This is a genomic window from Klenkia marina, from assembly GCF_900101025.1.
Taxonomy (GTDB): domain Bacteria; phylum Actinomycetota; class Actinomycetes; order Mycobacteriales; family Geodermatophilaceae; genus Klenkia; species Klenkia marina.
Genome location: NZ_FMUH01000005.1, coordinates 89,913 through 116,732 on the forward strand (window position 1 = coordinate 89,913; position 26,820 = coordinate 116,732).

General features: G+C 74.3%; 29 protein-coding genes. 14 read left to right on the forward strand and 15 right to left on the reverse strand.

Annotation, left to right across the window (positions count from 1 at the left end; all coding sequences use genetic code 11):
* Positions 1–8: 8 nt before the first annotated feature.
* The 10 genes from BLP29_RS14845 to BLP29_RS14890 form a co-directional block, all read right to left on the reverse strand.
* The gene (locus BLP29_RS14845) at positions 9–1,112 is read right to left on the reverse strand and encodes a mandelate racemase/muconate lactonizing enzyme family protein (protein WP_092805848.1); all 1,104 of its coding nucleotides are present in this window, start codon (positions 1,110–1,112) and stop codon (positions 9–11) included.
* Entirely contained in the window at positions 1,109–1,396 is a 288-nt protein-coding gene (gene catC, locus BLP29_RS14850; RefSeq protein WP_092805850.1) for a muconolactone Delta-isomerase, read from the reverse strand. The genes BLP29_RS14845 and catC overlap by 4 nt, the downstream gene beginning before the upstream one ends.
* A gap of 2 nt (positions 1,397–1,398) precedes the next feature.
* Positions 1,399–2,313 carry a dioxygenase family protein gene (locus tag BLP29_RS14855; RefSeq protein WP_092805852.1) on the reverse strand — a complete coding sequence of 305 codons (915 nt, stop codon included), beginning with the start codon at positions 2,311–2,313 and terminating at the stop codon, positions 1,399–1,401.
* A 52-nt stretch (positions 2,314–2,365) separates the two neighbouring features.
* Positions 2,366–3,490: a class II histone deacetylase gene (locus BLP29_RS14860; protein ID WP_092805854.1), complete on the reverse strand. Its 1,125-nt coding sequence runs from the start codon at positions 3,488–3,490 to the stop codon at positions 2,366–2,368.
* A complete protein-coding gene (locus BLP29_RS14865) occupies positions 3,487–4,842 on the reverse strand; it encodes an MFS transporter (protein WP_243469991.1) in 1,356 nt (451 codons plus the stop codon). The genes BLP29_RS14860 and BLP29_RS14865 overlap by 4 nt, the downstream gene beginning before the upstream one ends.
* Positions 4,839–5,417: a nuclear transport factor 2 family protein gene (locus BLP29_RS14870; RefSeq protein WP_207798515.1), complete on the reverse strand. Its 579-nt coding sequence runs from the start codon at positions 5,415–5,417 to the stop codon at positions 4,839–4,841. Before BLP29_RS14870 ends, BLP29_RS14865 begins: the two co-directional genes overlap by 4 nt.
* The gene (locus tag BLP29_RS14875) at positions 5,414–6,574 is read right to left on the reverse strand and encodes an acyl-CoA dehydrogenase family protein (RefSeq protein ID WP_092805856.1); all 1,161 of its coding nucleotides are present in this window, start codon (positions 6,572–6,574) and stop codon (positions 5,414–5,416) included. The genes BLP29_RS14870 and BLP29_RS14875 overlap by 4 nt, the downstream gene beginning before the upstream one ends.
* A gap of 29 nt (positions 6,575–6,603) precedes the next feature.
* Positions 6,604–7,125 (reverse strand): flavin reductase, encoded by a 522-nt coding sequence (locus tag BLP29_RS14880; protein ID WP_092805858.1) that lies wholly within the window; start codon positions 7,123–7,125, stop codon positions 6,604–6,606.
* Entirely contained in the window at positions 7,122–8,576 is a 1,455-nt protein-coding gene (locus BLP29_RS14885; RefSeq protein WP_092805860.1) for an APC family permease, read from the reverse strand. The genes BLP29_RS14880 and BLP29_RS14885 overlap by 4 nt, the downstream gene beginning before the upstream one ends.
* A 127-nt stretch (positions 8,577–8,703) precedes the next feature.
* Positions 8,704–9,630 carry a LysR family transcriptional regulator gene (locus BLP29_RS14890; protein WP_133379186.1) on the reverse strand — a complete coding sequence of 309 codons (927 nt, stop codon included), beginning with the start codon at positions 9,628–9,630 and terminating at the stop codon, positions 8,704–8,706.
* A gap of 128 nt (positions 9,631–9,758) precedes the next feature.
* Here BLP29_RS14890 and BLP29_RS14895 point away from each other — a divergent pair, with 128 nt between their 5' ends.
* Genes BLP29_RS14895 through BLP29_RS14935 form a run of 9 tightly spaced genes read left to right on the forward strand, consistent with a single transcriptional unit; the run spans position 9,759 to position 17,689 of the window.
* Complete coding sequence (locus BLP29_RS14895; RefSeq protein WP_092805865.1) at positions 9,759–10,130, forward strand: hypothetical protein; 372 nt, start codon at positions 9,759–9,761, stop codon at positions 10,128–10,130.
* Complete coding sequence (locus BLP29_RS14900; protein ID WP_092805867.1) at positions 10,123–10,863, forward strand: SDR family NAD(P)-dependent oxidoreductase; 741 nt, start codon at positions 10,123–10,125, stop codon at positions 10,861–10,863. Before BLP29_RS14895 ends, BLP29_RS14900 begins: the two co-directional genes overlap by 8 nt.
* 40 nt (positions 10,864–10,903) lie before the next feature.
* Complete coding sequence (locus BLP29_RS14905; protein ID WP_092805869.1) at positions 10,904–12,208, forward strand: aromatic ring-hydroxylating oxygenase subunit alpha; 1,305 nt, start codon at positions 10,904–10,906, stop codon at positions 12,206–12,208.
* Complete coding sequence (locus BLP29_RS14910) at positions 12,201–12,722, forward strand: aromatic-ring-hydroxylating dioxygenase subunit beta (RefSeq protein WP_092805871.1); 522 nt, start codon at positions 12,201–12,203, stop codon at positions 12,720–12,722. The genes BLP29_RS14905 and BLP29_RS14910 overlap by 8 nt, the downstream gene beginning before the upstream one ends.
* Complete coding sequence (locus tag BLP29_RS14915) at positions 12,719–13,693, forward strand: PDR/VanB family oxidoreductase (protein ID WP_243469992.1); 975 nt, start codon at positions 12,719–12,721, stop codon at positions 13,691–13,693. The genes BLP29_RS14910 and BLP29_RS14915 overlap by 4 nt, the downstream gene beginning before the upstream one ends.
* 40 nt (positions 13,694–13,733) lie before the next feature.
* Positions 13,734–15,653, forward strand: a complete 1,920-nt coding sequence (locus tag BLP29_RS14920; protein WP_092805873.1) for a primary-amine oxidase — start codon at positions 13,734–13,736, stop codon at positions 15,651–15,653.
* Between the two features lies 1 nt (position 15,654).
* The gene (locus BLP29_RS14925; protein ID WP_133379188.1) at positions 15,655–16,170 is read left to right on the forward strand and encodes a hypothetical protein; all 516 of its coding nucleotides are present in this window, start codon (positions 15,655–15,657) and stop codon (positions 16,168–16,170) included.
* Positions 16,167–16,454 (forward strand): hypothetical protein, encoded by a 288-nt coding sequence (locus BLP29_RS14930; protein ID WP_207798516.1) that lies wholly within the window; start codon positions 16,167–16,169, stop codon positions 16,452–16,454. Before BLP29_RS14925 ends, BLP29_RS14930 begins: the two co-directional genes overlap by 4 nt.
* The gene (locus BLP29_RS14935) at positions 16,451–17,689 is read left to right on the forward strand and encodes an amidase family protein (RefSeq protein ID WP_207798517.1); all 1,239 of its coding nucleotides are present in this window, start codon (positions 16,451–16,453) and stop codon (positions 17,687–17,689) included. Before BLP29_RS14930 ends, BLP29_RS14935 begins: the two co-directional genes overlap by 4 nt.
* A gap of 57 nt (positions 17,690–17,746) precedes the next feature.
* Here the strand turns inward: BLP29_RS14935 and BLP29_RS14940 are convergent, their stop codons facing one another.
* From BLP29_RS14940 to BLP29_RS14960, 5 genes are all read right to left on the reverse strand, one after another.
* A complete protein-coding gene (locus tag BLP29_RS14940; RefSeq protein WP_243469993.1) occupies positions 17,747–19,180 on the reverse strand; it encodes an aldehyde dehydrogenase family protein in 1,434 nt (477 codons plus the stop codon).
* Positions 19,181–19,356: 176 nt separating this feature from the next.
* Entirely contained in the window at positions 19,357–20,421 is a 1,065-nt protein-coding gene (locus BLP29_RS14945) for a maleylacetate reductase (RefSeq protein WP_243469994.1), read from the reverse strand.
* Positions 20,418–21,320 carry an intradiol ring-cleavage dioxygenase gene (locus BLP29_RS14950; RefSeq protein ID WP_207798518.1) on the reverse strand — a complete coding sequence of 301 codons (903 nt, stop codon included), beginning with the start codon at positions 21,318–21,320 and terminating at the stop codon, positions 20,418–20,420. Before BLP29_RS14950 ends, BLP29_RS14945 begins: the two co-directional genes overlap by 4 nt.
* A gap of 123 nt (positions 21,321–21,443) precedes the next feature.
* Positions 21,444–22,271, reverse strand: a complete 828-nt coding sequence (locus BLP29_RS14955) for an IclR family transcriptional regulator domain-containing protein (protein ID WP_092805881.1) — start codon at positions 22,269–22,271, stop codon at positions 21,444–21,446.
* A gap of 41 nt (positions 22,272–22,312) precedes the next feature.
* Positions 22,313–23,278 (reverse strand): FRG domain-containing protein, encoded by a 966-nt coding sequence (locus BLP29_RS14960; protein WP_133379190.1) that lies wholly within the window; start codon positions 23,276–23,278, stop codon positions 22,313–22,315.
* A gap of 171 nt (positions 23,279–23,449) precedes the next feature.
* On the opposite strand from BLP29_RS14960, the gene clsA reads away from it, so the two are divergent.
* Genes clsA through gcvH form a run of 5 tightly spaced genes read left to right on the forward strand, consistent with a single transcriptional unit; the run spans position 23,450 to position 26,623 of the window.
* On the forward strand, positions 23,450–24,112 hold the full coding sequence (gene clsA, locus BLP29_RS14965; RefSeq protein ID WP_243469995.1) for a cardiolipin synthase ClsA: 663 nt from the start codon (positions 23,450–23,452) through the stop codon (positions 24,110–24,112).
* Positions 24,109–25,050 (forward strand): DUF881 domain-containing protein, encoded by a 942-nt coding sequence (locus tag BLP29_RS14970; protein ID WP_092805885.1) that lies wholly within the window; start codon positions 24,109–24,111, stop codon positions 25,048–25,050. The genes clsA and BLP29_RS14970 overlap by 4 nt, the downstream gene beginning before the upstream one ends.
* Before the next feature lie 4 nt (positions 25,051–25,054).
* Positions 25,055–25,387: a small basic family protein gene (locus BLP29_RS14975; protein WP_055768226.1), complete on the forward strand. Its 333-nt coding sequence runs from the start codon at positions 25,055–25,057 to the stop codon at positions 25,385–25,387.
* Between the two features lie 11 nt (positions 25,388–25,398).
* Positions 25,399–26,205, forward strand: a complete 807-nt coding sequence (locus BLP29_RS14980) for a DUF881 domain-containing protein (RefSeq protein WP_243469996.1) — start codon at positions 25,399–25,401, stop codon at positions 26,203–26,205.
* Between the two features lie 13 nt (positions 26,206–26,218).
* Positions 26,219–26,623, forward strand: a complete 405-nt coding sequence (gcvH, locus tag BLP29_RS14985) for a glycine cleavage system protein GcvH (protein ID WP_092805889.1) — start codon at positions 26,219–26,221, stop codon at positions 26,621–26,623.
* Positions 26,624–26,820: the final 197 nt, after the last annotated feature.

The following is a 26,820-nucleotide window of genomic DNA, read 5'->3' on the forward strand; positions in this document are numbered from 1 at the left end:
GCCTCCGGTCAGCCGTCGGTGCGGAAGCGGGCCAGCTTCTCCTCGTCGACCTCGATGCCGGTACCGGGCCCACCGCGCACGGCCATGCGACCCTCGGCGATGGTCAGCGGCTCGGTGAGCAGGTCGTCGGCGAGGTCCAGCCAGTTCGACAGCTCCGCCGGCAGGAGCGAGGTGCTGCGCCGTGACGCCCCGAACGCCAGGGCGCACGCCGAGCCGATCGAGCCGTCGACCTGGTTGCCCAGGGCGACCGGCACGCCCAGGCCCTCGCACAGCCCGGCCACCTGCGTCGAGTCGGTGAACCCGGTGCGGGCGGTCTTGATGCTCACCATCGTCGCCGAGCCGCCGAGCACCTCGCGGGTCACGTCGGCGGCGGTCGGTGCGCTCTCGTCGGCGACGTAGGGCACCGGGCAGCGCTGCACCAGCCACCGTCGGGCCAGTACGTCGTCGGCGGGGTCCAGCTCCTCGACCCGCGAGAGGCCGACGTCGTCGAGCATGCGCAGCGCCTGCGCCGCCTCGGCCGCCGTCCAGCCGCGGTTGCCGTCGAGGTAGAGCTCGACGTCCTCGCCGAGCCCGGCCCGCAGGGCCCGGACGACGGCGACGTCGGCGTGCACCGGACGCCGGCCGACCTTCACCTTGAACGAGGTGATGCCGTAGGTGTCCCGCACCCGCTCGGCCTCGGCGACCATCGCGGCGGGCTCGTCGAACCCGACCATGTGGCTGACGGCGAGGGAGTCGGTGAACCCGCCGAGCAGCTCGTGCACCGGCCGGCCGCAGGTCTTCCCCCAGGCGTCCCACAGCGCCATGTCCAGGGCGGCCTTCGCGGTGGGGTTGCCGACGGTGCGCCCGACCCGGGCACGCACCTGCTCCCGGGCCAGCAGCGGCAGCCCGACCACGGCCGGGGCGAACAGCTGCTCGACCACCGCCACGATCGAGGTCTGCGTCTCGCCGTAGGTGTAGGGCCGGGGCGGCGCCTCGGCCACCCCGGTCACCCCGTCACTGGTGCGCACCCGCACCAGCACGTGGTCGGCCACCTCCACCTGCCCGCTGGCGAACCGCACGGGCTTGGTGAACGGGATCGAGAACGGGATCGCCTCGACCGACTCGACCTTCACCGCTGCGCCGACAGGGCGGAGGGGTGCTCGGTCAGGGCCGTCACCTGCACCTGCATGTAGGGGAACAACGGCAGCGACCACAGCAGGTCGTGCATCTCGGTCGCGTCGGCGACGTCGAAGACCGAGATGTTCGAGTACTGGCCGACGACGCGCCACAGGTGCACCCAGGTGCCCGCGCGCTGGAGCTCCAGCGCGCGGGCCTTCTCGGTGGCCACCAGCTCGGCCCGGACGTCGGCGTCCAGGTCGTGCGGGACGGCGACGTCCATGCGGACGTGGAACAGCATCGTCAGGCGTTCTCGAGCACGAAGTCGTAGGTGACCTCGCGGGTGCCGTCGCCGACGTCCGTGGGGTCGAGGACCAGCTCGGGCTTGACCGCCTCGGCGACGTCGGAGTCCAGGTACTCGCCGCCGGCGAAGTAGAGCTGGGTGGTGACGGTGCGCCGACCCGGGGCGCTGACCAGCAGGTGCAGGTGGGCCGGGCGCCACGGGTGCCAGCCGGCGGCCGAGATCAGCGCGCCGGTGGGGCCGTCGGTGGGCACCTGGTAGGGCGCGGGCTGGATGGTGCGGATCTCGAAGCAGCCCTGCTCGTCGGCGGTGACCACGCCGCGCAGGTTCCCGGCCGGGATGTCGGGGGCGAAACCGGAGTAGTAGCCCTGCTCGTCGGCCTGCCAGATGTCGAGCACGGCACCGGGCACGGGAGCGCCGGTGGTGTCGGTGACCTGGCCGCGGAAGGCCAGCGGCGTGCCGGCCTCGTCGGGACGGGCGGGCAGGGTGGCGGGGGAGGAGAGCTGCACCTGGTCGGGCAGGTAGTAGGGGCCGAGGATGGTGCCGACGGTGCCCTCCTGGTGCTTCGCGGCGACGGCCTCGACGGCGTGCTCGACGAAGACGTCGAGGAACAGCGGCCACTCGCCGCCCTCACCGACGTCCATCAGCCACTTCTTGGCGGCCTGGAACTCGGGGTAGGTGACCTCGTGCTCGGTGATCACCGAGTGCACGGCGCCCAGCAGCGCGCGGGCAAGGGTGTCGACCCGGGCGGCGTCGGCGGTGAGGCCGGCGCTGGAGTACTGGTCGGTCGAGCGGAAGGACGCGCTGGCCGAGGCTCCGGAGTCCACTGCGGTGGGGCTGGCGGGGGAGTCGGGCGCGGTGGGGCCGGTCAGGGTGTCGACGGCGGCCTGGGCGACTGCCTCGTCGGCGGTGGGCATGGGGTCTCCTCTGGGTGGGTGGTGGACGTACGGGTTCGGGTGGCGGTGGTGCTCAGACCGTCGGAGCGGCCGCGCGGAGGTCGGCCACGAGCGCGGCCGCCGCGTCGACGGCCTCCCGCTGGTGCGGGAGCAGGTCGGCGCCGCCCTGGGCGGCCACGATCGGCAGCACCGGGTCGTCGAGCACGTGCACGCCCGCCAGCGCCGAGATCGTGGCCAGCCCGCAGAAGGGCACGTAGAGGGGGCTGTAGCCGCCCTCCTGCACCATGACCAGCCGGCCCTGCGGGCTGCTGGCTGCGGCGTCGCGGACGGTGTCGACGAGGTGGGCGAAACCGGTGCTGGTCACCATCTGCCGGGCCAGCGGGTCCATGGCCCCGGCGTCGAACCCGCTGGCCACGATGACCAGGTCGGGCTCGAACGCCGCCAGTGCCGGGGCGAGGACGGTCTCGGCCAGGTAGCCGTACGCGCCGTCGCCGCACCCCGGTGGCAGCGGGACGTTCAGGTTGTAGCCGTGCCCGGCGCCCTCGCCGCGCTGGTGCAGGTGCCCGGAGTCCGGCGGGAAGCAGTTGGCCTGGTGCACCGACAGGGTGAGCACCGACGGGTCCGCGGCGAAGATCGCCTGCGCGCCGTTGCCGTGGTGGACGTCCCAGTCCACGATCGCGACCCGCTCCACGCCGAGCTCGGCCTGGGCGTGCCGGGCGGCCACCGCCACGTTGTTGAAGATGCAGAAGCCCATGCCGGTCCCGGCGACGGCGTGGTGCCCGGCCGGGTTCACCAGCGCGTACCCGTCGTCGACCCGCCCGGAGACCACCGCCTCGGTCATCGCGATCGCCGATCCGGCCCCCAGGGCGGCCACCTCGTAGGCGCCGCGGCCGAAGGCGGAGAACCCGTCGCCGGCGTCCCCGCCCCGCGCGGACGCGCTCTCCGCCACGATCCGGTCGACGTGCTCGGGCGTGTGCACCCGCAGCAGCTCCTCGCGGGTCGCGGGGCGCCCCTCGATGCGGGTCAGGTGGTCGAGCAGCCCGGACACCGCCACCAGCTCGTGCATCCGGCGCTTGGTGTCGCTGTTGGCCAGGTGCGGCATCGGCGCGATGCCGATGGCGGGGTCGGCCGGGAACAGCGGCCCGCTGCCCGTGTCGTGCCAACCGAAGACCTCGTGCCACAGGTAGCCGGTGCTCATACCGGTGCTCCGTCCTTCGAGGGGACCGTCGGCCGGGTCCGGCGGACGGGAGCGGTCTCCGGCAGCGCGAGCAGGCACAGCAGGGAGACCACGAGCAGGCCGGCCAGGTAGTAGCCGACGTTCCAGGCGTCGCCCGTGCCGCTGATGATGCGGTTGGCGACGAGGGGGGAGATGCCGCCACCGAGCACGCCGCCGAGGTGGTAGGCCAGACCCGCCCCGGACTGGCGCTGCTCGCGGGGGAACAGCTCGGCGAAGAAGCAGTAGAGCGGTCCGAACAGCACGCCGGTGGCGCTGAAGCCCAGCACCACGGCCAGAGCGACCGAACCCACGGTGCCCTGCCCGCTGAGCGGGAAGACGGCCAGGGCGGCCGGCACCGACAGCGCGGCGCCGAACATCATCACCGGGCGTCGTCCCAGCCGGTCCGACAGGGCGGCCGACGCCACGTTCATCAGGGCGTGGCAGGCCAGCCCCAGCAGGGAGACGAGCACGACCGGACCGCGGGGGAGCCCGAGCCCCTCGGGGGCCGCGGCCGTCGCGTAGGACAGCATGAACGTGGTCAACGCGAAGGTGCTCGCGGTGAGGCCGATGTTGACCCCGGCGGCCAGCAGCACCGTGCGGCCGTTCGTGCGCAGCACCTGCGCCAGCGGCAGGGGCGCCGGTGCCCGGTCGGCGACGGCGGCGGCCTGGGCGGCCATCTCCTGGAACTCCGGGGTCTCGGCCACGTTGCGCCGCACCCAGAGCCCGACCACCAGCACGACCCCGCCGACCAGGAACGGCAACCGCCAGCCCCAGGTCACGACGGTGTCCTCGGGCATCAGGAGCACCAGGGCGAACGCCCCGTTCGCCATCATGGCGCCGATCGGTGAGCCCATCGCGACGAAGGATCCGTAGAGGCCGCGCCGGTGCTCGGGTGCGTGCTCGGTGGCGAACACCGCGGCACCGACGTTCTCCCCGCCGCGGGCCAGGCCGTGCACCATGCGCAGGGCGATCAGCGTGATCGGTGCCAGCGCGCCGACCACGGCGTAGGAGGGCAGCAACCCCATGGCGACGGTGGACAGCCCCATCGCGGAGAAGGACAGGACGAGGGAGTAGCGGCGCCCTCTGCGGTCGCCGAGCCAGCCGAAGAGCACGGCGCCCAGCGGGGCCATGAGGAAACCGATGGCGAAGGTGGCCAGGCTGATGAAGGTGCCGAACCAGGCGTCCCCGGTGACGAAGAAGACCTGGTTGAAGACCAGCGCAGCCGCGGTGCCGTAGATGGCGAAGTCGTAGAACTCCAACGCCGTGCCGAACCCGGCGGCGAAGGCGATCCGGGCCATGCCCGGCGGGCGTTCGTCGGCCCGTGCGGCCCTCACGCCGGCCCCATGAGGACCGACTCCTGGATCGCCGAGCTCCACCACCGGTCGGGGAGCGCGGCGACGAAGAGGTTCTCGGTGCGGTAGCCGCAGATCCGCCAGCCCGCGTCGGTGGGCCGGAAGCGGACGTGCAACCGGCTGGAGCGCAGCTGGGCGGTGCCGTCGTCGTACATCCACGGCTGGAACTGCACCCAGTTGCCCTCGGCCCCCTCGGGTGTGGCGCGCAGCTGCTCGGCGGTCAGGTAGTGGGTGTTGAACACCTGCTCGGGGTTCGCCGCCGTGTAGAAGCGCAGCATGTGCGCGGCGACGGCGTCCCCACCGACGTGCCGGCCGAAGGCCTGGTTCTGGGTGGCACCCACGCCCTCCCACACGGCGTCGTCGGTGAACAGTTCGCCGATCGCGCGGGCGCGCTGGTGGTCGTCCATGCCCGGCTCGGGCAGCGGGCTGTCGCACAGGAACATGTAGCGGGCGAGCAGCCGGCGGGCCTCGGCCTCCGCGCGCAGGGCCTCGGTCGCCGCCCGCAGGGACGCCACCTCGCGGACGAGCTCGGCGACGACGGGGTCGGCGTGGCTCACCGGAAGGCCGGCACGGTCGCAGGGAGGCCCATGAGCACGGCGCCCGCGGCGTCGTACATGGCCGGGCCGAGGAACGCGTGCTGGGTCGGCACCATCGAGTCGCGCACCAGCGGCTGCAACGGGTGGTCGCTGTAGATGGCGTTGGTGCCCGAGATGTCGAAGACCGCCCGCACCGCCTCCGACCCGGCCCGTGCAGCGTGCGTGGCCGACAGCCGCAGCAGCGCGTTCTGCTCGTCGGTCACCGGGTCGCCGTCCAGCACGGTGGCGTAGGCCTCCTCGGCGGCCTCGTAGAAGAAGGCGCGGGCGCCGCGCAGCCGGGCCTCGGCCTCGGCGACGGCGGTGCGGAAGTACGCCCGGTCGGCGAGCTTGGGGGCACCGGTGGCGCCGGTGCCGCCGCCGCCGACCTCGCGCGCCCAGTCCAGTGCGGCCCGCCCGATGCCCAGGCCGACGACGGCCAGCACCTGCGCGGCGTAGGCCAGCGCCGGGTAGCGGTAGAGCGGCTCGTCGACGGTGGGCTGCCCGCCGCGGATGAAGGTGCGCTCCCGGGGCACCTCGACCCCGCGCACGACGACGTCGTAGCTCCCGGTGCCGGCCATCCCGACGACGTCCCAGTCCTGGACGATCTCCACCTGGTCCGGTCGCAGCAGCGCGGTGCGCGGCTTGCCCTCGGTGGAGGGGTCACCGGGGATGCCGACCCCGAGCACGTCGGCGCCCATGCAGCCGCTGGCCCACTTCCACCGGCCCTCGACCAGGAAGCCGCGCTCAGTCGGCGTGGCCGGCTGGATCGGGAACAGCCCGCCGGCGAAGCAGAGGTCGGGGCCGTCGGCGAACAGCTCGGCCTGGGTCTCCAGCGGCAGCGCGGCCAGGTAGACCTGGGCCGACCCGAAGCTGGCCACCCAGCCGGCAGAACCGTCGGCGGTGGCGATGCGCTCGACGACGCCCAGGAACTCCGCCGGCGGCAGCGCGTCGCCGCCGAACCGGCGGGGGGTGGCGGCGCGGTAGACCCCGGCGGCCTTGAACAGGTCGACGACGTCGCGCGGCACGTGGCCCAGGGCGCGGAACTCCTCGCGCCGCTCGACGACGGCGGCCAGGGCCACCTCGAGCGGGGTGGGCGGGAGGGTCAGGTCCGGCGAACCGGCGGACAGGGTGGCGGTCATGGCGGTGCCTCGTTCCTTCTCTGCAGGGATCAGGCGGTGGTGGCGGTGGGGCCGCCGAGCCGGTGGAACTGGCGCTGGAAGTAGACGAGCCCGGCCGTGTCGTCGCGGACGACCGTTCGCTCGACGGCGACGAAGAGCACCGAGTGCGAGCCGCGGACGGTGTGCCCGGTGATCCGGCCGACCAGGGCCACCAGGGCGTCGCGCAGGATCGGGACCTCGGCGGTGTCGTGGTCCCAGATCTGCCAGCCGAAGCGCTCCTCCATCGGGATCTTCGTGGCGCCCGCGAAGTGCATCGCCAGCTCCTCGTGCTCGGCGCCGAGCACGTTCACGCAGATGCGCCCGTTGCGCCGGAAGATGTCGTGCGTGTAGCTGGACTGGTTGACGCAGACCAGCACGGTGGGCGGGCTGTCGGTCACCGAGCAGACCGCGCTGACGGTGATCCCGGCGCGGCCTCCCGGCCCGTCGGTGGTGACCACGTTGACCGCGGCGGACAGGTGGGCCATCGCACCGCGGAACGCCTGCTGCTCGGGGGTCACGGTCGCGGTGCTCATCGCCGGTGCCCCCCCGCGATCGGGGTGCGGCCCTGCACACCGGCCACCACGACCCCGCCGACGAACACCGCCGCCACCAGCGCCAGCAGCACGGTGGCCAGGCCGGCCGACCCGCTGATCAGCGTCGTGAAGTTGGTGAGCACGAGCGCGAGGACGGCGACCAGGGCGACGGTGCCCAGCGCCGGGGCCACCCGGGTGTGCCAGGTGCGGGTGTCCAGCCGCTCGCGGTGGAAGAAGGCCAGGACGGCGACGCTGGTGAGCACGAGCAGCACCAGCACGCTGACGGTCGCCACGCCCGAGGCCCAGGTGAACACCTGCAGGATCGGGTCGGCTCCGGCAGCCACGAACAGGGACATCAGCACCAGCGCGCAGACCGTCTGCACCAGCGAGCCGCGGGCGGGGGAGCCGTGCCGGGGGTGCGAGGTGGCCAGCGAGGCGGGCACCCGGCCCTGGCGGCCGAGGGAGAACAGGTAGCGGGCGATGGCGTTGTGGAAGGCCAGCAGCGCGGCGAACAGGCTGGTGAGCAGCAGCGCGCCCATCGCGTCGGTCAGCGGGGTGCCCACGTACTGGGTCGCGATCCCGAAGATCAGCCCGGCCGAGGGGTCGGCCTGCGCGGCCGCGGCGGCCTGGTCGGTGCCCAGGGCCATGACGACCGCCCAGCTGGCGAAGGCGTAGAAGGCCCCGATGAGCACGACGGCGGCGTAGGTGGCCCTGGGCACCGTGCGCTGCGGGTCGCGGGCCTCCTCGCCGTAGATGGCCGTGGCCTCGAAGCCGACGAACGATGCGATCGCGAACATGATGCTGATGCCGGGGGCGCCGTCGAAGAACGCGCCGAGGGTGAAGGGCTGCAGGTCCAGCCCGTCGGCCCCGCCCTGCACGAGCACCGCCACGGCCATCACGGTCACGACGGCGACCTCGAGGGTGAGCACGACCCCGAGCACCTTGGTGCCGACGTCGATGTTGCGGTACCCGAGCAGTCCGACCAGGACCAGCAGCAGCAGCGACCACACCCACCAGGGCAGGTCCAGGCCGAGGTGCTGCACGGCGAGGCCCTGCGCGGTGGCGCCGGCCAACCCGTAGACGGCGGCCTGGATGGCGGTGTAGCCCAGCAGGGCCAGCCCGGCGGCGCCGGTGCCCAGGCGGTCACCGAGCCCCCGGGTGATGTAGGCGTAGAAGGCGCCGGCGTCGACCACGTGTCGGCTCATCGCGGCGTAGCCGACGCTGAACAGCAGCAGCACGACGGTGGCCACGACGAAGGACATCGGGTTCCCGGGGCCGTTGCCGGCGGCCAGCATGACCGGCAGGGCGCCGCCGATGGCGGTGAGCGGGGCGGCCGCGGCCACCACGAGGAACACGATGCCGACCACGCCGATCGAGCCGCGCAGACCGTGTCCGGTCTGCGTGCCGTCGGTGGTGGTGGAGGCAGCTGGGGGGACCGCGACGTCGTCCATGCGGGACCTCTCCGGGGCAGGAGGGACGCGGGTGCGTCCGGGATGCCGAGGAGTGTTGGACGTCACGGCCCCGGTGCGACAACGGCTTGTGCCGATGCCCTGCATCGCGGAGCACGATGCAACCGGTTCAGCTGCGGCTCGGGTCCGAGACCTGGACGGCGACCGCGGCGCACGCGTCGGCGAAGACCTGCATGCGGTGGTTGCGGCGCACCGAGGCGGCCTGCAGCAGACCGACGGGGACGGCCGGGGCGTCCGCGACCTCCACGGTGCGCAGGCCGGTGCCGTCGGCGGCGTCGGCCGGGCGCGGGCGGCGGTTGACGATGGCGAAGCCGTCCCCGGCCGCCACCAGCGCCCGCAGCGTCTCGAACGAGGTGGTGCGCGAGGTCTCGGGCAGCGGCACCCCGGCCGCGGCGAACATGCCGAGCATCAGGTGGCTGAGCTCGGGCAGGTCGAGCAGCGCCATGGGGCGCTGCGCCAGCTCGGCCAGGCCGGCCTGCGCCTGCCCGGCCACCGGATGCCGCGGCGAGACCAGCGCGTAGGGCCGGGACCGGGCGACCTCGGTGAACTGCATGTCCTCGGCGACGTCGAGGCCGTAGGTCAGGGCGATGTCGCAGGTGCCCGCCCGCAGCGCCGCCTGCAGCGCCGTCTGGTCGGCCTCGAGCACCGCCACGGTGAGCCCGGGGTGCCGGGTGCGCAGGGTGGGCAGCACCCGCGGGACGAAGAACGGGGCGAGCGTGGCGAACACCCCGGCGCTCAGCGCCCCGTCGGCCGAGGCGTGCAGCTGGCGGCCGAGGTCCTGCAGCTCGCCGGCGTCGCGCAGCAGCGCGCGGGCCCGGTCCAGCAGCAGCCGGCCGTCGGCGGTCAGCGAGATGCCGCGGGCGTGGTGGCGCACGAACAGCGCGCAGCCCAGGTCGCGCTCCAGCCGCTGGATCGCCGTCGACATCCCCGACTGCGAGGTGTGCAGACCGGCCGCGGCCAGCGAGATGTTGCCGGTCTCGGCGGCAGCAACGAAGTACTGCAGCTGGGCCAGCGTGAACCGCGGACGGGTGCTCACGGCGCCTCCTCTGCATCGCACGATGCGATGCGGCCGACAGATTATTGATGTTCGACGCGGACGGGTGTGGCTCCCGACACTCCTCGCACCGCCGGCGACGACGCCGGCGGTGCGAGGAGAGGACCCCCGTGAGCGACTACCGCGACAGCGACCGGAGCAGCATCCGGGTGCTGTTCTGCATCGGCGTGCGTGACGCCTTCTTCGACGCCGCCGCCCCCGAGCGCGCCGCGCTGGTGACCGCCACCCGCGAGGCCTTCGCCGACCTGACCGGCCGGTTCGGCCTGCGGGTGCTGGGCACCATGGACGACGACGAGGTGATGGTCGGCCCGTCCACCGGCTTCCCGTGGACGGCCTACATCCTGGCCGACGTCCCCGACTACGCCACGGTCGCGGCGGTCTGCTCGATCATCCGCGACCAGGGCGTCGGCGACGTCCAGCTGTGGAAGTACTACACCATCGAGGCCCGCCTGGGCCGTGGCCTGTTCTTCGGCAATGAGTGACCGCGTCGCGGTCGTGACCGGCGCCGGCCGCGGGCTGGGTGCGGCCATCGCGACCACGCTGCACACGGCCGGCCACCGGGTCGCGCTGCTGGACCTGGACGGCGACTCGGCCTCCGCCGCGGCCGCCGCGCTGGACCCCACCGGGGCCACCGCGGTCGGCGTGCGCGCCGACGTCGCCGACCCGGTCGAGCTGCGCACGGCGCTGCGCGACGCGGCCGACCAGCTCGGCAGCCCCGACGTGCTGGTCAACAACGCCGGGCGCACCGTGCCCCGCTCGGTGTGGGACATCGAGCTCGACGAGTGGGACGACGTCCTGGCCACCAACCTGCGCAGCGTCCTGGTGGCCACCCGCGAGCTGGCCCCGGCGATGCGCGAGCGCGGCTTCGGCCGGGTGGTCAACATGGCCTCCCTCGCCGGGCAGCAGGGCGGGCTGATCGCCGGGGCGCACTACGCCGCCTCGAAGGCCGGCATCATCGTGCTCACCAAGGTCTTCGCCAAGGACCTCGCCGCCTCCGGCGTCACCGTGAACGCCGTCGCGCCGGCCGCCGTCCGCACGCCGGTCATGGACGACATGGACCCCGCCGAGCTCGCCCGGTCCACCGCCGGCATCCCGGTCGGCCGACTCGGCCGGCCCGAGGAGGTCGCCGAGCTCGTCGGCTTCCTGTGCCGCGAGGACGCCGGCTACATCACCGGCGCGACCGTCGACATCAACGGCGGCATCTCGATGCGCTGAGACGCGCACCCCCGACCACCCACCACCTCCAGGAGTGCCGATGACCATCGAGCTGACCCCGGACGCCCTCGACGTCCACGGCGAGACGCCCGCCGACCTGGTGCTGCCCGACCGGGTCGCCGGCCGGCTGTACACCGACCCCGACCTGTTCGAGCTGGAGATGACCCGCATCTTCGAGCGCTCGTGGGTGTGGGTGGCGCACGAGAGCGAGGTGCCGAAGCCCGGGTCGTTCAAGACCACGCACGTGGGCCGGCAGCCGGTGATCGTGGCGCGCAACCGCAAGGGCGAGATCAACACGCTGCTCAACCGGTGCCGGCACCGCGGCGCCAGCGTCTGCGAGCAGCCCAGCGGTCAGGCCAACGGGTTCACCTGCCCGTACCACGCGTGGTCCTACAGCCTGGACGGTCAGCTGCGCGGCATCCCGTACCCCGAGGGCTACGAGGGCGTGCTGGCCAAGGGCGACATCACCCTGGGCAAGCTGCGCACCGAGAGCTACGGCGCCATGGTCTTCGCCACCGCCGACCCCGACGCCGAGCCGCTCACCGACTTCCTCGGCGACGTCAAGCTCTGGATCGACCGCTTCTTCGGCCTCGGTGGCGGCTACCCGGTGAAGGTGCTCGGCCGGCACCGGTTCCGCTTCCGCGGCAACTGGAAGATCCAGCTGGAGAACACCACCGACGGCTACCACTTCCCGATCGTGCACCGGTCGTGGATGGCCTCGGTCGACGCCGAGACCGCCGAAATGATGTCGTTCATGACCGACCCGACGTGCACCACGCACGACCTGGGCCACGGCCACAGCGTCATGCAGATGGTGCCCACCCACTCCGACCTCTCGGCCGACGACGGCACCGAGCCGCTGCAGGCCCGCTTCGACGACCTGGTCGCCGAGCTCAAGGGCACCGGTCTGGACGACGCCGCGGTGCGCAAGCTCGTGCACGCCATGCACGGCACCGGCTTCAACCTCAACCTGTTCCCGAACGTGTCGATGTCGGCGGCGTTCCTGCGGGTGCTGCGGCCGATCTCGGTCGACGAGACCGAGATCGAGCACATCGCGCTGGGCCCCGACGGCCCGCCCGAGGTGGTCGACCCGGTGAACCGGGCCAAGCTGCGCATCCACGAGCACTTCCAGGGCCCGTTCGGGTTCGGCACCCCCGACGACGCCGAGGGCTGGGACCGGGTGCAGCGCGGGGCCCAGGCCGCCCCGACGATGCCGATCCTGGTCAACCGCGGCCTGGCCCGCGAGACCCCGAGCCCCGAGGGCTGGCCCACCTCGCACGTGACCGACGAGACCGGCATGCGCACGGCGTACGCGCAGTGGAAGGCGATGATGGGCGATGACTGAGACCACCTCGCTGCGCACGGCGGTCGCCGGCGTGCCGCTCACCGACCCCCGGGTCGTGCGGGCGATCGAGCTGGTGTGGCGCGAGGCCGAGCTGCTCGACCGGGCCGACTACACCGCCTGGGACGCCCTGTACGCCGAGGACGGCACGTACGTCGTCCCGATCGACGGCAGCGTCGAGGAGTTCGACGACGTCCTCAACATGGTCTACGACGACACGCGCATGCGGCGGATGCGCATCGTGCGGATGACCGAGGGCCACGCGCTGGCCGCCGTCGACGCCGCCCGCACCGTGCGCACCGTCTCGCGCTTCGTCCCCGCGGTCGTCTCCGACGACGAGGTCGTGCTGCGCTCGGCGCAGGTGCTGGTCGCCTACAAGCGCGGCCGGCACGACCTGTGGGTGGGCGACGTCGAGCACCGCATCCGGTTGTCCGAGACCGGCGACCGGATCGTGCGCAAGGTGGTGCGGCTGGTGGACAGCGAGGGCGCCCCGCCCGCCGCGGGGTTCCTGCTGTGAGCGCGGCTGCGGGTGCGACGGAGGGCGTCACGGTGCGGGTGGCCGAGGTGGTCGAGGAGACCCCTGACATCCGCACCCTGCGGCTGGTCCGCGCCGACGACCGGCCCTTCACCATCAACTACCCGGCCGGGGCGCACGTCGACGTCACCGGGCCCACCGGCGTGCTGCGCCAGTACTCGCTGTGCAGCCCGCCCGAGGACCCGTCCTCGGTGCTCATCGCGGTCAAGCGGGAGCCGGGCTCCCGCGGCGGTTCCTCGGCGCTGCACGAGGTGCAGGCCGGCGACCGCTTGCACATCGGCAAGCCGCGCAACCTGCTCGGCGTCGCCGAGGACGCCGACCGGCACCTGCTGGTCGCCGGCGGCATCGGCATCACGCCGCTGCTCTCGCTGGCCTACGAGCTGCACAGCCGTGACGAGGAGTTCGTGCTCCTGTACTTCGCCCGCTCCGAGGCCGAGGCCGCGTTCGTCGACCTGCTGCGCCACCGCGCCGAGTTCCGCCACCGCGTCGGGCTGCACCTGGGTGTCCACCGCGGCGACCAGCCCGCCGTCCTGGCCGCCGCGGCCGTGGGCCTGACCGCCCGCAGCCACGTCTACACCTGCGGCCCGACCGGGTTCATGGACCAGGTCACCGCCGCCCTGGCCCCCGTCGTCGGGGCAGCGCACGTGCACACCGAGAACTTCGTCGCCGCCGAGGTGGACACCAGCGCGGACACCGCCTTCACCGTCGAGCTCGACACCGGCGAGGTCTTCGAGGTGCCCGCCGACCGCAGCATCCTCTCGGTGCTGGAGGAGGGCGGCGTCGACGTCTTCAAGTCCTGCGAGGAGGGCGTCTGCGGCTCGTGCGTGTCCGCCGTCCTCGAGGGCGTGCCCGACCACCGCGACAACTGCCTCACCGAGGCCGACCGAGCGGGCGAGATGGCCCTGTGCGTGTCGCGCGCCAAGACCGACCGCCTGGTCATCGAGCTCTCCTGACCCCGTTCCCGGGCCCGCCCCCGGTGAGAAGAGGACCGCCGTGCACCACCCCCTGTTCGACGCCCTGACCGCCGACGAGATCGCCCGCACCACCAAGGCCGTGCGGGACGACGGCGCCGTCGGCGTCCGGCCCGCGTTCGCCGCCGTCTTCACCGAGGAGCCGGACAAGGCGCTGCTGCGCGCCGGCGAGGACGTCCCCCGCCGCGCCCGCGCGATGGTGCTGGACAAGGACACCGGCGCCTCGTGGGACGTCGTGGTCGACCTGACCACCGACGCCGTGGTCGAGACCCACCTGCGCACGGCGGGCACCGTGGCCATGCTCGGTTCGGAGGTCGAGCTGATGACCGAGCTGGTCAAGGCCGACGCCCGCTACGTCGCCGCCCTGGCCGAGCGCGGCATCACCGACCTGTCCACGGTGCAGATCGACCCGTGGGGGCTGGGCAACCGCGAGGAGTACGGCGTCGAGGGACGACGGCTGATCGGCGGCACCTCGTTCCTGCGGCACTTCCCCGAGGACAACGGCTACGCGCACCCGATCGAGGGCGTCGTGGCGATCGTCGACGTGACCCAGGGCGAGGTGCTCGACGTCCTCGACCACGGTGTGCGGCCGCTCAACGAGCAGGACATGCTCTGGACCGCCGAGGCCAACGGGCCCATGCGCACCGACGTCGCCCCGCTGGAGATCCACCAGCCCCAGGGCGTCGGGTTCACCGTCGACGGCACGGTGCTGCACTGGCAGAAGTGGCGGTTCCGCATCGGCATGCACCCGCTCGAGGGGCTCGTGCTGCACGGCGTCGAGTACCGCGACGGCGACCGGTGGCGCTCGGTCGCCCACCGGCTCTCGCTGTCGGAGATGGTCGTGCCCTACGGCGACCCCAGCCCCGAGCACTGGTGGCGCAGCGCTTTCGACGCCGGCGAGTACGGCATGGGGAACATGGCCAACTCGCTGCGGCTGGGCTGCGACTGCAAGGGCGAGATCGTCTACCTCGACGCCGTGCTGAGCGACGAGGACGGCGAGCCGCGCACCATCGACCAGGCGATCTGCATCCACGAGGAGGACGCCGGGATCCTCTGGAAGCACACCGACTGGGTGACCGGTGCGGTCGACGTCCGCCGATCTCGGCGCCTGGTGGTCAGCGCGATCTCCACGGTCGGCAACTACCACTACGGCTTCTACTGGAACTTCTACCAGGACGCCTCGATCGAGGTGGAGATCAAGCTGCTGGGCATCGTGCAGCCCCGCGCGGTCGCCGACGGCGAGGTCACCCCGCACGCCAGCCCGGTGGGGCCCAACCTCGTCGCTACCTACCACCAGCACCTGTTCGGCTTCCGGCTGGACATGGAGGTCGACGGCTGGCAGAACACCGTGGTGCAGAACGACGCGCACCCGGTGCCGGTGGGCGAGGCCAACCCGCACGGCAACGCCATCGGCGTCACCCGCACCGTCATCGAGCGCGAGCACGACGGGGACGGGCTGACCGACCCGCACCGCAGCCGCAGCTGGACGGTCACCAACCAGCACGTGCGCAACGCCTGGGGCTCGGCGGTGGGCTACAAGCTGCTGCCCGGCTGGGCGTCGGCGACGATCCTGGCCGACCCGTCGGCGACCGTCGCCCGGCGGGCCGGGTTCGCCGCCAAGAACATCTGGGTCACCCCCTACCGGCCCGACGAGCTGCGCGCCGCCGGCGAGGCCCCGCACCAGGACCGCGCCGGCTCCGGCCTCCCGGCCTGGACGGCGGGCAACCGCGCCGTCGCCGACACCGACGTCGTCCTCTGGCACACCGTCGGCGTCACCCACGTGCCGCGCGCCGAGGACTGGCCGGTCATGCCGATGGAGAAGGCCGGTTTCCACCTGCTGCCGGTGAACTTCTTCGACCGCAACCCGGCGATGGACGTCCCGGCCGACCCGGTCCGCGGGCACGGCACGCCCGGCACCGACGGCTGCTGCTCGGGGCACTGACGTGGCGACGGCCATGGCGGTGGCGTCGCTGACGCCGGCCGCGGTCTGCACCGGCTGCTACCTCACCCACCGCCGGCGCACCGAGGCCCTGACCGGGGCGGCGATGGCGTTGATGCTGCTGGCCATGGTCGACACCATGCTGCTGGGCGGTCGACTGCTCGCGCCGCCGGCCTGGGGCGCCCTGCTGGTCGCCGGCGCCGTCGTGGTCCAGGTCGACCGGTGGCGGCGGGGGAGCGGCGCCGACCCGGTGCTCCACCTGGCCGCGATGGGAGCGCTGCTGCTGCTGCCCGCTCTGGGCGGATCGGCAGGGCACCACCACGTGGCCGGCGACGGCATGACCGGTGCGATGGCTTCCGGCCCGGCCGGGTGGGTGCTCCTCGCCGTCCTGGCCGTCGTCGTCGCGCACACCGGGCATGCCTGGTTGCGGGTGCTGCGCACCCGGGACACCACGACCCGCGTGGAGGTCGGCACCGCCGCCGCCTCCGTGGTCGCCATGGCCGCGATGGCCCTGGCGTGAGCGACAGCCGGGAGGACCCGATGACCGACACCCGCATGACGCTGACCTGCTACACCGACACCCACGGCTGGGGCTGGAAGCACGTCGACCTCTTCACCCACGACGCCGAGGGCAACGAGCTCAACTGGGTGCATTGGCTGGTGCCGCGCGACGGCCCGGACGCCGCCGACGAGGTGACCGCCCGGGTCGAGCCGCTGCTGCGCCGCACCTCGGGATGGCGGCACTCGGTGGGGGCCAGCGGCATCGAGTTCTGGGAGGCCGACGTGGTCTGGGACGCCCCGTGAGCCGGTACGCGCCGTGGTCGCTGGTCGACCTCGTGGCCGACCTGCGGACCGGCCGCACCACCCCCGCCGACGCCGTCGCCCGGTCGGTGGACCGCATCGCCGCCACCGAGGCGCAGGTGCGGGCGTGGGTGGGGGAGGTGCGCGCGCCCGACCCGGTGGCCACCGGTCCGCTCGGCGGCGTGCCGATGGGGATCAAGGACATCGTCGACCTGGCCGGGTGGCCCACCCGGTGCGGCTCGGTGCTGCGCGCCGACGACGGCCCGGTGGACGTCGACGCCGAGGTCGTCACCGCCTGGCGCGCGGCCGGCGGGCTGCCGCTGGGCAAGACGGTCACCACCGAGTTCGCCTACTTCGCCCCCGGTCCGACCGACAACCCCGCCGCGCCCGGCCACACGCCCGGTGGGTCCTCCAGCGGCTCGGCCGCAGCCGTCGCCGCCGGGCAGGTCCCGCTCGCGACCGGCTCGCAGACCGCCGGGTCGGTGACCCGCCCGGCCGCCTACTGCGGCGTCGCCTCGCTGGTGCTCTCCCGCGGCGGGATCGGCGACGGCGGCGTGGTCGGGCTGGCCCCCAGCCTGGACAGCCACGGGATCCTCGCCGCCGGCGTCGCCGACGTCGCGCTGGCCTGGGCGGCGCTGCTCGGGGTCGCGGTCCCGGCGCCCGTGCGGCCCCGGGTGCTGGTGTGGGGCGGGCAGTCCCTCGGCCCGGTCGACCCGGCCATGGCCGCGGCGCTCGACCGGGCCGAGGCTGCGCTGCGCGGTGCCGGGGCCACGACGACCCGGCTGACCGACGACCGCTGGGTGCTCGACGCCGCGGCGGCTCACCCGGTGGTCATGGCCTACGAGGCCGCCGGCACCCGCGCCGCCGAGCTGGCCCGCGCCGACCGCCTCAGCGAGCCCCTGGCCGCCCTGCTCCGCATCGGCGCCGCCACCACCGGGGACGCCTACGCGGCGGCCCGAGCCGCCGTCGCCGCGTCCGCCGACCGCCTCGGTGAGCTGCTGGCCGGCCACGACGTCCTGCTGTGCCCGGCGGCCCCGGGTCCGGCGCCCGCCGGCCACGCCGCGACGGGGGACCCGCTGCACAGCCGGCCGTGGCAGGCGATCGGCGCCCCGCAGGTCGGGGTGCCGGCGCTGCGGGCACCCGACGGGAGGCCGCTCGGCCTGCAGGTCGTGGGCCGTCCGGGTGCCGACGACGCCGCGCTGGCCGCCGCGGCCTGGGTCGGGCGCCACCTGTCCTGAACGCGCGTGCCCCCGGCCCACCTCGCGGTGGGCCGGGGGCACGTCGGCGTGGTGGGGTCAGCCGTTGATGATCTGCGGCACGGCGACGGCCTTCAGGCCCTCGACGCCGAACTCCAGCCCGTAGCCCGACCGCTTGTGGCCGCCGAACGGGATGAACGGGTGCACCATGCCGTGCGAGTTGATCCACACGGTGCCCGCCTCGAGCCGGCCGGCGACCTCGCGGGCGGCGTCCCTGTCGCTGCTCCACACCGAGGCACCCAGGCCCACGTCGAGCCGGTTGGCCGCCGCGATGGCCTCCTCGACGTCGGTGTACCGGATGATCGGCAGCGCCGGACCGAACTGCTCCTGCGCGACCAGCGGGTTGGCGTCGTCGACGTCGGCGACCAGCGTGGTCGGGTAGAAGTTGCCCGGCGCCTGGGGGTCGGGGTCCCCGCCGAGCAGGATCCGCGCGCCGGACTCCCGGGCCGACTCGACCAGGCCGGCGACGATCTCGTACTGCGCCCGGTTCTGCAGCGGACCCAGCACGTTCTCCTCGTCGAGCCCGCGGCCCATCGGCATGGCCCTGGCCACCTCGGTGAGGGCGGAGCAGACGGCGTCGTAGACGTCGGTGTGCACGTACAGGCGCTTGAGCGCCGCGCACGTCTGGCCGGTGTTGATGAAGGCGCCCCAGAACAGGCCCTCGGCGATCGCCTGCGGGTCGACGTCGGGCAGCACGATGCCGGCGTCGTTGCCGCCCAGCTCGAGGGTCAGCCGCTTCACGGTGTCCGCGGAGCTGCGGATGATGGCCTGCCCGGTGGCCGTCGAGCCGGTGAACATCACCTTGTCGACGTCGGGGTGCCCGGCCATGCCGGCGCCGACCTCGCGGCCCCCGGCGACCGCCCGCACGACGTCGGCGGGCAGCACGCCGTCGAGCACGTGCAGCAGGGCCAGCACGCTGAGCGGCGTGTGCTCGGAGGGCTTGACCACCACGGTGTTGCCCATGCGCAGCGCCGGGGCGATCTGCCAGATCGTGATCATCATCGGCCAGTTCCACGGACCGATCGCGCCGACGACGCCGACCGGGCGGTAGTTCAGCACGGCCGGGGTGTCCGGGTCGCCCACGGTCTCGCCCCCGGGCAGCGGCGTGGCCGCGGTGGCCCGCAGCCACGCCGCGCAGCCGCCGACCTCGAACCGGGCGCCCGTGCCGTTGAGCGGCTTGCCCTGCTCGCGGGAGAGCAGCTCGGCCAGCGGCTCCGCCGCGGCCTCGATCGCGTCGGCCGCGACGTGCAGCAGTGCGACCCGGTCGGCGTCGGACCGGGCGGCCCAGGCCGGCTGCGCCGCGCGGACGGCGGCCACGGCGTCGTCGAGGTCGGCAGCGGTGCGCTCGCGCACCCGGCCGACCAGCTCACCGGTCGCGGGGTCGAGCACCTCGCGGCCCGACGGGTCGGTGACCGCGGCGAGCAGGTCGTCGTAGGTCAGGGCGGTGTCCTCGGGGGACACGGGTGCGGACACGGCAGGAGCGGTCATCGTCGGCCTCTCGGGTGCGGGGCTCCGGGCAGCCGGGACAGGGGGTCCCGGCACCGGCCCGGATGGGGTCCGGGCCAGTGTCGAGCGCCACCGGCACCTGGTCGAACGACGGAATTGGATGCTGCGCATCGCCTGGAGCGATGCAGCCGACCAGCGTGGGGTCAGGCGGTCGGCGGCCGGCCCTCCCGGGCCCGCCGCAGCAGCGTCACGAGCCCCTCGCGGGTGACCTCGCGGGGGTTCCCGTACGGGGCGGCGAGCACCTGGTCGGCGATCCGGCCGACGTCGTCGGCGGCCATGCCGAGCTCGGCCAGGGATCGGGGGCCGCCGAGCTCGCCCACGAGGTCCCACAGCGCCCGCGCCGGGTCCTCGGCGCCGCCCAGCGCCGCCGACACCGCCGCGGCGGCCTCGGGTGCGGCCGGCGCGTTGAACGCCAGCACGTGGGGGAGGACGACGGTGTGGGTGGGGGCGTGGGGGAGGTCGAGCGTGCCGCCCAGGGCGTGGCAGAGCTTGTGGTGCAGCGACATGGTCGTGGCCCCCAGCACGGCACCGCACAGCCAGGCGCCGTACTGCGCGTCGCCGCGGGCGGCGAGGTCGGTCGGGTCGGCGACCAGCCGGGGCAGGGCACCGACCAGTGCACGCGCGCCGTCGGCGGCCATCAGGGACACGACGGGGGTGGCGTCGGGGGCGTAGAGCCCCTCGACCGCGTGGGCCAGGGCGTTGATCCCGCTGGTCACCGACATGGCCACCGGCAGCGTGGTGGTGAGCTCGGGGTCGTAGACCACCGACACCGGCAGCACCCGCCGGTCGCGACCGGTCCGCTTCGTCCCGCCCTCGGTCAGGCCCCACACCGGGGTCATCTCGGACCCGGCGTACGTGGTCGGCACGGCGATGACGGGCAGCCCGTGCTCGAGGGCGACGGCCTTGCCCAGGCCCACCGCCGAGCCGCCGCCGACCGCCACGCAGCCGTCGGCGCCCAGCTGCGCGGCGCGGTCGCGGGCGGCATGGGCCACCTCCACCGGCACGTGCATCCGGGCCTCGGCCAGCACGCCGGCGGCGCGGTCACCCAGGGCCGCCGCGACCTGCTGCCCGGTGGCCTCCTGCTCCGGGGAGCACAGCACGAGGACCCGGGTCAGGCCGAGCGCGGCGACCTCCTCGGGCAGCCGGGCGAGCGACCCCGGACCGAAGACGACGCGCATCGGCAGCGCGTCGTAGGTGAAGGCCCTCACCGGTCCGACGCAGACGGCAGCAGGGACAGGTCGAAGGTCAGGGTGCGGAAGGGGTTGGGCAGCCCGAGCTCGGCGGCCCGGGCCGGGTCGTCGACCTCGGGGGTCTCGCGCACGAGGGAGTCCTTGACGCCGAAGACGGCGTCGGAGTCCAGGTAGGGGGAGTCGGCGACGAACACGTGCGTGGTCACCGACCGGTGGCCGGCGGCCTCGGCGATGAAGTGCAGGTGCGCGGGGCGGTTGGGGTGCCGGCCGGTGGCGGCCAGCAGTCGACCGACCGGGCCGTCGTCGGGGATGGGGTAGAAGCGGGGGACGACCGAGCGGAACCAGAACCGGCCGTCCTCGTCGGTGGTGAAGATGCCCCGCAGGTTGCCCTCGGGCTGGATCCCGGGCTGCTGGACGTCGTAGAAGCCGTCCTCGTTGGTCTGCCACACGTCCACGGTGGCGCCGGCCAGCGGTTCGCCGTCGGGGCCGGCGACCCGCCCGGACACCAGGCAGGGCGTGCCCTTGCCGTCCAGGGCGATGTCGTCACCGAGATGCCGGGCCGGGGAGGCCACCATGTGGAAGGGGCCCAGCACGGTCGACTCGGTCGCCGTCCCGCCGGTGCGGTGGTTGATCGTCTCCACCAGCATCGACACCCCGAGCACGTCGGAGAGCAGGATGAACTCCTGGCGGGTCGGGGTGCAGGTCTGGCCGGTGCGCGTGAGGAAGTCGACGGCGGCCTCCCACTCCGCCTCCGTGAGCTCGACGTCCTTGACGAAGTCGTGCAGGTGGCGCACCAGCGAGGTCATCACCTGCCGCAGCCGGGGGTCCGGGGTGCCGGCGAAGCTCTCGGCCACCACCTCGGCCGAGCGTTCCTCGCTGAACAGCTCGTCGGCGGGTGCGGCGGGTTCGGGGGTCATGGGCATCTCCTCCACGGCGGTTCTGTTCGCTAGACGAACACCACTTCACACAGCGGAGGCGGCCGGGGCAGTCAAGCCCCGCACCCCACGACGCGTCAATGCCGTGCGGTCGGTGGCGGGCCCTCAGCGCCGGGCGAGGTCCCGGTCGATGTCGGCCGCGGCGCGCAGCAGGGCCGGCAGCAGGTGCCCGGTCAGCTGCCCGGCGTCGGTCCGGGAGGTGTGCGAGGAGAGGGTGACCGCGGCGAGCACCCGGCCGTCGGCGCCGTGCACCGGGGCGGCCACGCACTGCACCCCGGCCTCGAGCTCCTGGTCCACCGACGCCCAGCCCTGCTCGCGCACCTGGACGACCAGGTCGCGCAGCTCGTCCCGGGAGCGCACCGTGCCGGTGGTCACCGGGTCGAGCGGGGTGCGGTCGAGCCAGGCCTCGAGCTCGGCGTCGTCGAGGTCGGCCAGCAGCACGCGCCCCATCGAGCTGGCGTGCGCCGGGATCCGGCTGCCCACCTCGACGTTCATCGTCATGATCCGCCGGTAGGGCACCCGCACGGTGTAGAGCACGTGGGACCCCTCGAGCACCCCGGCCGACGCGGTCTCGGCGACCTCGGCGGCCAGGTGCCCGAGTCGCTCACGGACGACGTCCCAGACCGTGGTGGTCGACAGGTAGGCCGCGCCGAGCTCCAGCAGCCGGGGCCGCAGCGACCAGGTGTGGCCGTCGGTGCCGACGTAGTCCAGCGACTGCAGGGTGTGCAGCAGCCTGCGGGCCGTGGCCGGGGCCAGTCCGACCGCGCGGGCCACCTCGGCCAGCGTGCGGCGGGGGTGTGCCTCGTCGAAGGCCCGGATGACCGCCAGCCCCCGGTCGAGTGCACGCACGTACTCCTGGCCGGGGTCGCCCGGGCCGGCGCCGGGCAGCTGCACCGCGGGGTCCGTGGAGGCCGCGGTCTGCGTGCTGACCATGAGACGTCCTTCCCGGCGACCGTGGGGCACTGGCCGGCAGTCTAGGGGGCCGGCTCGTCGGCGAGGGCGTCGTCGAAGGGGCTGAGCACAGGCGGGGTCGGGTGCAGGTCGACGTCGTCGTCGCGGACGGCGTCGCGGAAGCCGTCGACGTCGGGGAACAGGACGGCGCGCTGCCGGCCGACCGCGGTGAGGTGGGTGCGGATCGTGCGCTTGAGGTCCGCCGGCACCACCAGGGCGCAGAACGGCAACCGGCCCGGGCGCCCCGCCCGGCGGCGGCCCTCGGCGAACAGGTCGGCCAGCTTCTGCTTCCCCGGCGGGGTGCCGGGCCGGAGCGGGAGCCCGTCGAGGCCGCGCACCGGTTCGGTGCGCGGCACGACCCCGGTCAGGTACAGCCCCTCCTGGGCGGCGGTGCGCCGGTCAGGATCGGTGGGCTGCACCAGGAACGGCTGCCCCAGCACCGCCGACCGGCGCAGCGCCCGGCGGAGCGCCCAGCCGCGGCCCTCGTGGCCCGCGTGCGGCTGCGGGTCGACGGTGGGGTGCACCGGCAGGTCGGTGACGTCGAGCGCGACGAGGACGCCGGACTCGTCGTCGCCGCGGGCGCAGGCGAACCACAGCGCGGTCAGCGGGTTGCGGGTGACCTCCACCAACCGGGTGGGCACCCCGTGGCGCTGCAGGTGGGCCAGCAGTTCGAGGTCGGAGGCCTGGGGGTGCGGCCCGGCGCCGGGCCCCCACGCCCGGGCGGACCGCAGCAGTGCGAGCTCCTGCCCGCGCACCAGCGTCTCGTCGGGCAGCGGTTCGGACTCCTCGACCACCAGCGACTGCAGGAGCGAGGACCGGACGGGCCGCCTGCTGCTGACGCACCCGCGCCAGACGTACTGCCGGCCCGGGGCGACCCCGACGATGCGCATGACGGCCCGGAGGGCTTCGTCCTGCGACCGGACGGTGTGCCCCCACCCGCCGCGCACCCATTGCGGGTCGGCCTGGCCGGTCGGGACCGCACTGCTCATGCCGCCATGGTCGCACAGGTGTTCGAACGCGAGCACGGCGTCGACCCCGGCCGCACTGCTGCGGGCCCCCCACGGGCCCCCCACGGCCCCCCACGGGCGCCGATCGCGACCCGCGGGCGGTCGTGGGGGTCGACCGGCCGGCGGACCGGCAGTGGCCACTAGCCTGGACCGGTGACCGAGGGGGAGCAGGGCGACGCCGACCGAGCCGGTTCCACGCCGGCGGCGACGACGGCGACGGCAGCGGCGCCGACCTCGCGCGACGAGCTGGGCGACGCGGTCTGGACCATCCCCAACGCCCTGTCGGCGCTGCGGCTGCTCGGCGTCCCCCTCTTCCTGTGGTTGCTGCTGGGGCCGCAGGCCGACGGGTGGGCGGTCGTCGTCCTCATGGTCTCGGGGGTGACCGACTGGGCCGACGGCAAGATCGCCCGTGCGCTGGGGCAGTCGAGCAAGCTCGGCGCCCTGCTCGACCCGGCCGCCGACCGCCTCTACATCGTGGCCACGCTCGTGGCGTTCGTGCTGCGCGACGTCGTCCCGCTCTGGTTCGTGGCAGCCATCGTGGGCCGCGAACTGGTGTTGCTGCTGGTGCTCCTCGTGCTGCGGGCGCACGGCTGGCCCCCGCTGCAGGTCAACTACCCGGGCAAGGCCGCCACGTTCATCCTGCTGTACGCCTTTCCCGGTCTGCTCATGGCCGACGGCGCCGGCTGGCTGGCCACCGTCATCGCCCCGCCCGCCTACGCCCTGGCCATCTGGGGCGGTGCGCTGTACCTGCTGTCGGGCGTGCTCTACGTCGTCCAGGCGGCCGGTCTGGTCCGGCAGAGCCGGGCCGAGCGGTGACCGGGACCCAGCAGGCCTCGCGCACCCGCTCGCTGGGTGCCTCGCTGCTGGACCAGGTGCTCGCCGAGACCCTCGACCCCGCCTACGCGCAGGCCGCGCAGGCCCGTGCCGCGCGCCCGGCCCCGAGCCGCGGCGCCCGCGCCCGCGGCCAGGCGCTGGTGGCCGCCACCATGGTGCTGGCCGGCCTGCTCGCCGCGCTCACCTACGACCAGGCCTCGGCCGGCTCTGCGGGGCGCGAGCAGATCCGCGAAGCCCTCATCGCCGACATCGACCGCGAGTCCGGGGTGACCGACGACCTCGTGGCCACCCTGTCGCAGCTGCAGACCGACGTCGGCGCGGCGCGCGACCAGGCCCTGTCGTCCTCGCTCGGGGGGCAGCGGGCGCTGGCCGAGCTCGCCCGCCAGGAGGCCGGCGCGGCCACCGAGCCGGTCAGTGGGCCCGGCCTGCGGGTCACCCTGGGCAACACCCTGCCCTCGGCCGACGACGACCCGGTGGCCGGCGGTGCCGAGACCGACCAGGTCGCGCAGGTGCTCGACCGCGACCTGCAGCTGCTGGTCAACTCGTTGTGGGCGGCCGGCGCCGAGGCGATCAGCGTCGACGGCCAGCGGCTGGGCCCCACGACGACCATCCGCCAGGCCGGCGGCGCGATCCTGGTCGACCTGCGGCCGGTCACGAGCCCCTACGAGGTGCTGGCGATCGGTGACCGCGACGCGCTCTACGACGGGTTCATCACCTCGCCCGAGGCCCGGTACCTGGGCAACCTGCAGATCACCTACGACTGGGTGTTCACCTTCGGGCGGGCCGACGACCTGCAGATGGACGGGGCCGGCAGCGCCGAGCTGCGGGCCGCCCGACCGGTCGAGCCCGCCGACGCGTCCGCCACCCCGCCCGGGGGCGCCACCCCCACGACGGCCGCCGGCGCGGACGACGGAGACTGACACCGTGATCCCCATCCTCGGCCTCGCGGTGGGCGTGGTGCTCGGCCTGCTCCTGGACCCCAGCGTCCCGGTCTGGTTGCAGCCCTACCTGCCGATCGCGGTCGTCGCCGCCCTCGACGCCGTCTTCGGCGGCATCCGGGCGCGCTTCGACGGCATCTTCGACGCCAAGGTGTTCGTCGTGTCCTTCGTGTCCAACGTCGTGGTGGCCGCGCTCATCGTGTTCCTGGGCGACCAGCTCGGGGTCGGCGCGCAGCTGTCGACCGCGGTCGTGGTCGTGCTGGGCATCCGCATCTTCGGCAACGCCGCCGCCATCCGCCGACACCTCTTCCGGGCCTGAGGGGAGCAGCCGTGGCCGACGAGAAGCCTGCCGACGAGCAGCCTGCCGACGAGGAGCCCGCCGACGCGCAGCCCGCCGCGGAGGAGACCGCCGCGGAGGAGCCCCGGCCCTCGCTGTGGCACCGCGTCCGCCACCACCGGCGCGACCGGTTGGCCGCCGCCCTCATCGGGGTCCTGACCCTGCTGCTGGGCTTCGCCTTCGCCGTCCAGGTGCGCAGCAACGACACCGACGTCACCTACTCCGGTGCCCGCGAGGAGGACCTCGTGCGCATCCTCGACGACGTCAACGCCCGGGAGGACCGCCTGCGCGCGCAGATCCAGGAGCAGCGCACCGCCCTGGAGCAGCTCACCGACACCGACAGCCAGTCCTCGGCCGCTCTCGCCGAGGCCCAGCAGCGGGCCACCGAGCTGGGCATCCTCAACGGCAGCATCGCCGCGCAGGGCGAGGGCCTGACCATGACGATCACCGACCCCGACGGCCGGATCAGCCCGGCGATCATGCTCAACACCATCCAGGAGCTGCGCGGCGCCGGCGCCGAGACCATGCAGGTCGACGACGTGCGCATCGGGGTCAGCAGCGCCGTCACCGGCACCGACGGCTCGCTCAGCATCGACGGCACGGCGCTCACCGCGCCCTACGTCGTGGTCGTCATCGGCGACCCGCAGGTGCTGGCCACGGCCATGGACATCCCCGGCGGGGTGAGCGCCACCGTGCGCGGCAAGGGCGGCGACGTCCGCATCGAGCAGTCCGAGCTGGTCGTGGTCGACGCGCTGCGCCCCCTCGACCAAGCCCAGTACGCAGAGCCCGACGACAACTGAGGAGACCTTCACGATGAGCACCCCCGACGACCGTCGCTACACCGACCAGCACGAGTGGGCCCAGGTCCAGGGCACCTCGGGTGCGGCCACCGTGGTGCGCATCGGCATCACCGACCACGCCCAGGACGCCCTCGGCGACATCGTGTTCGTCCAGCTGCCCGAGGTGGGCGAGGAGCTGACCGTGGGCAACCCGGTCGGCGAGGTCGAGTCCACCAAGAGCGTGTCCGACGTCTACGCCCCCCTGGCCGGCACCGTGTCCGCGGTCAACGCGGCGCTGACCGACGCCCCCGAGACGGTCAACTCCGACCCGTACGGCGAGGGCTGGCTCATCGAGATCGAGGTCACCGGGGACACCGACGACCCCACCGCCGAGCTGCTCGACGCCGCCGCCTACCAGGCCCTGGTCGAGCAGGGCTGACCACCGGGAGCGGTGGCCCGCGACCGCACGCGGGCCACCCCCGGGCGCCCCGCGTGCGGCGCTCACTATGCTCGCCGGGACAGGTCCGGCGCGGGGCGAGAGAGCCCCGCGGCGGCCCGGCAGCACAAGCCTCGACGTCCGGTTGACCCTCGGGTCGGCCGACTGGTTCCATGATCCCGGCCCGTCCGCACACGCGG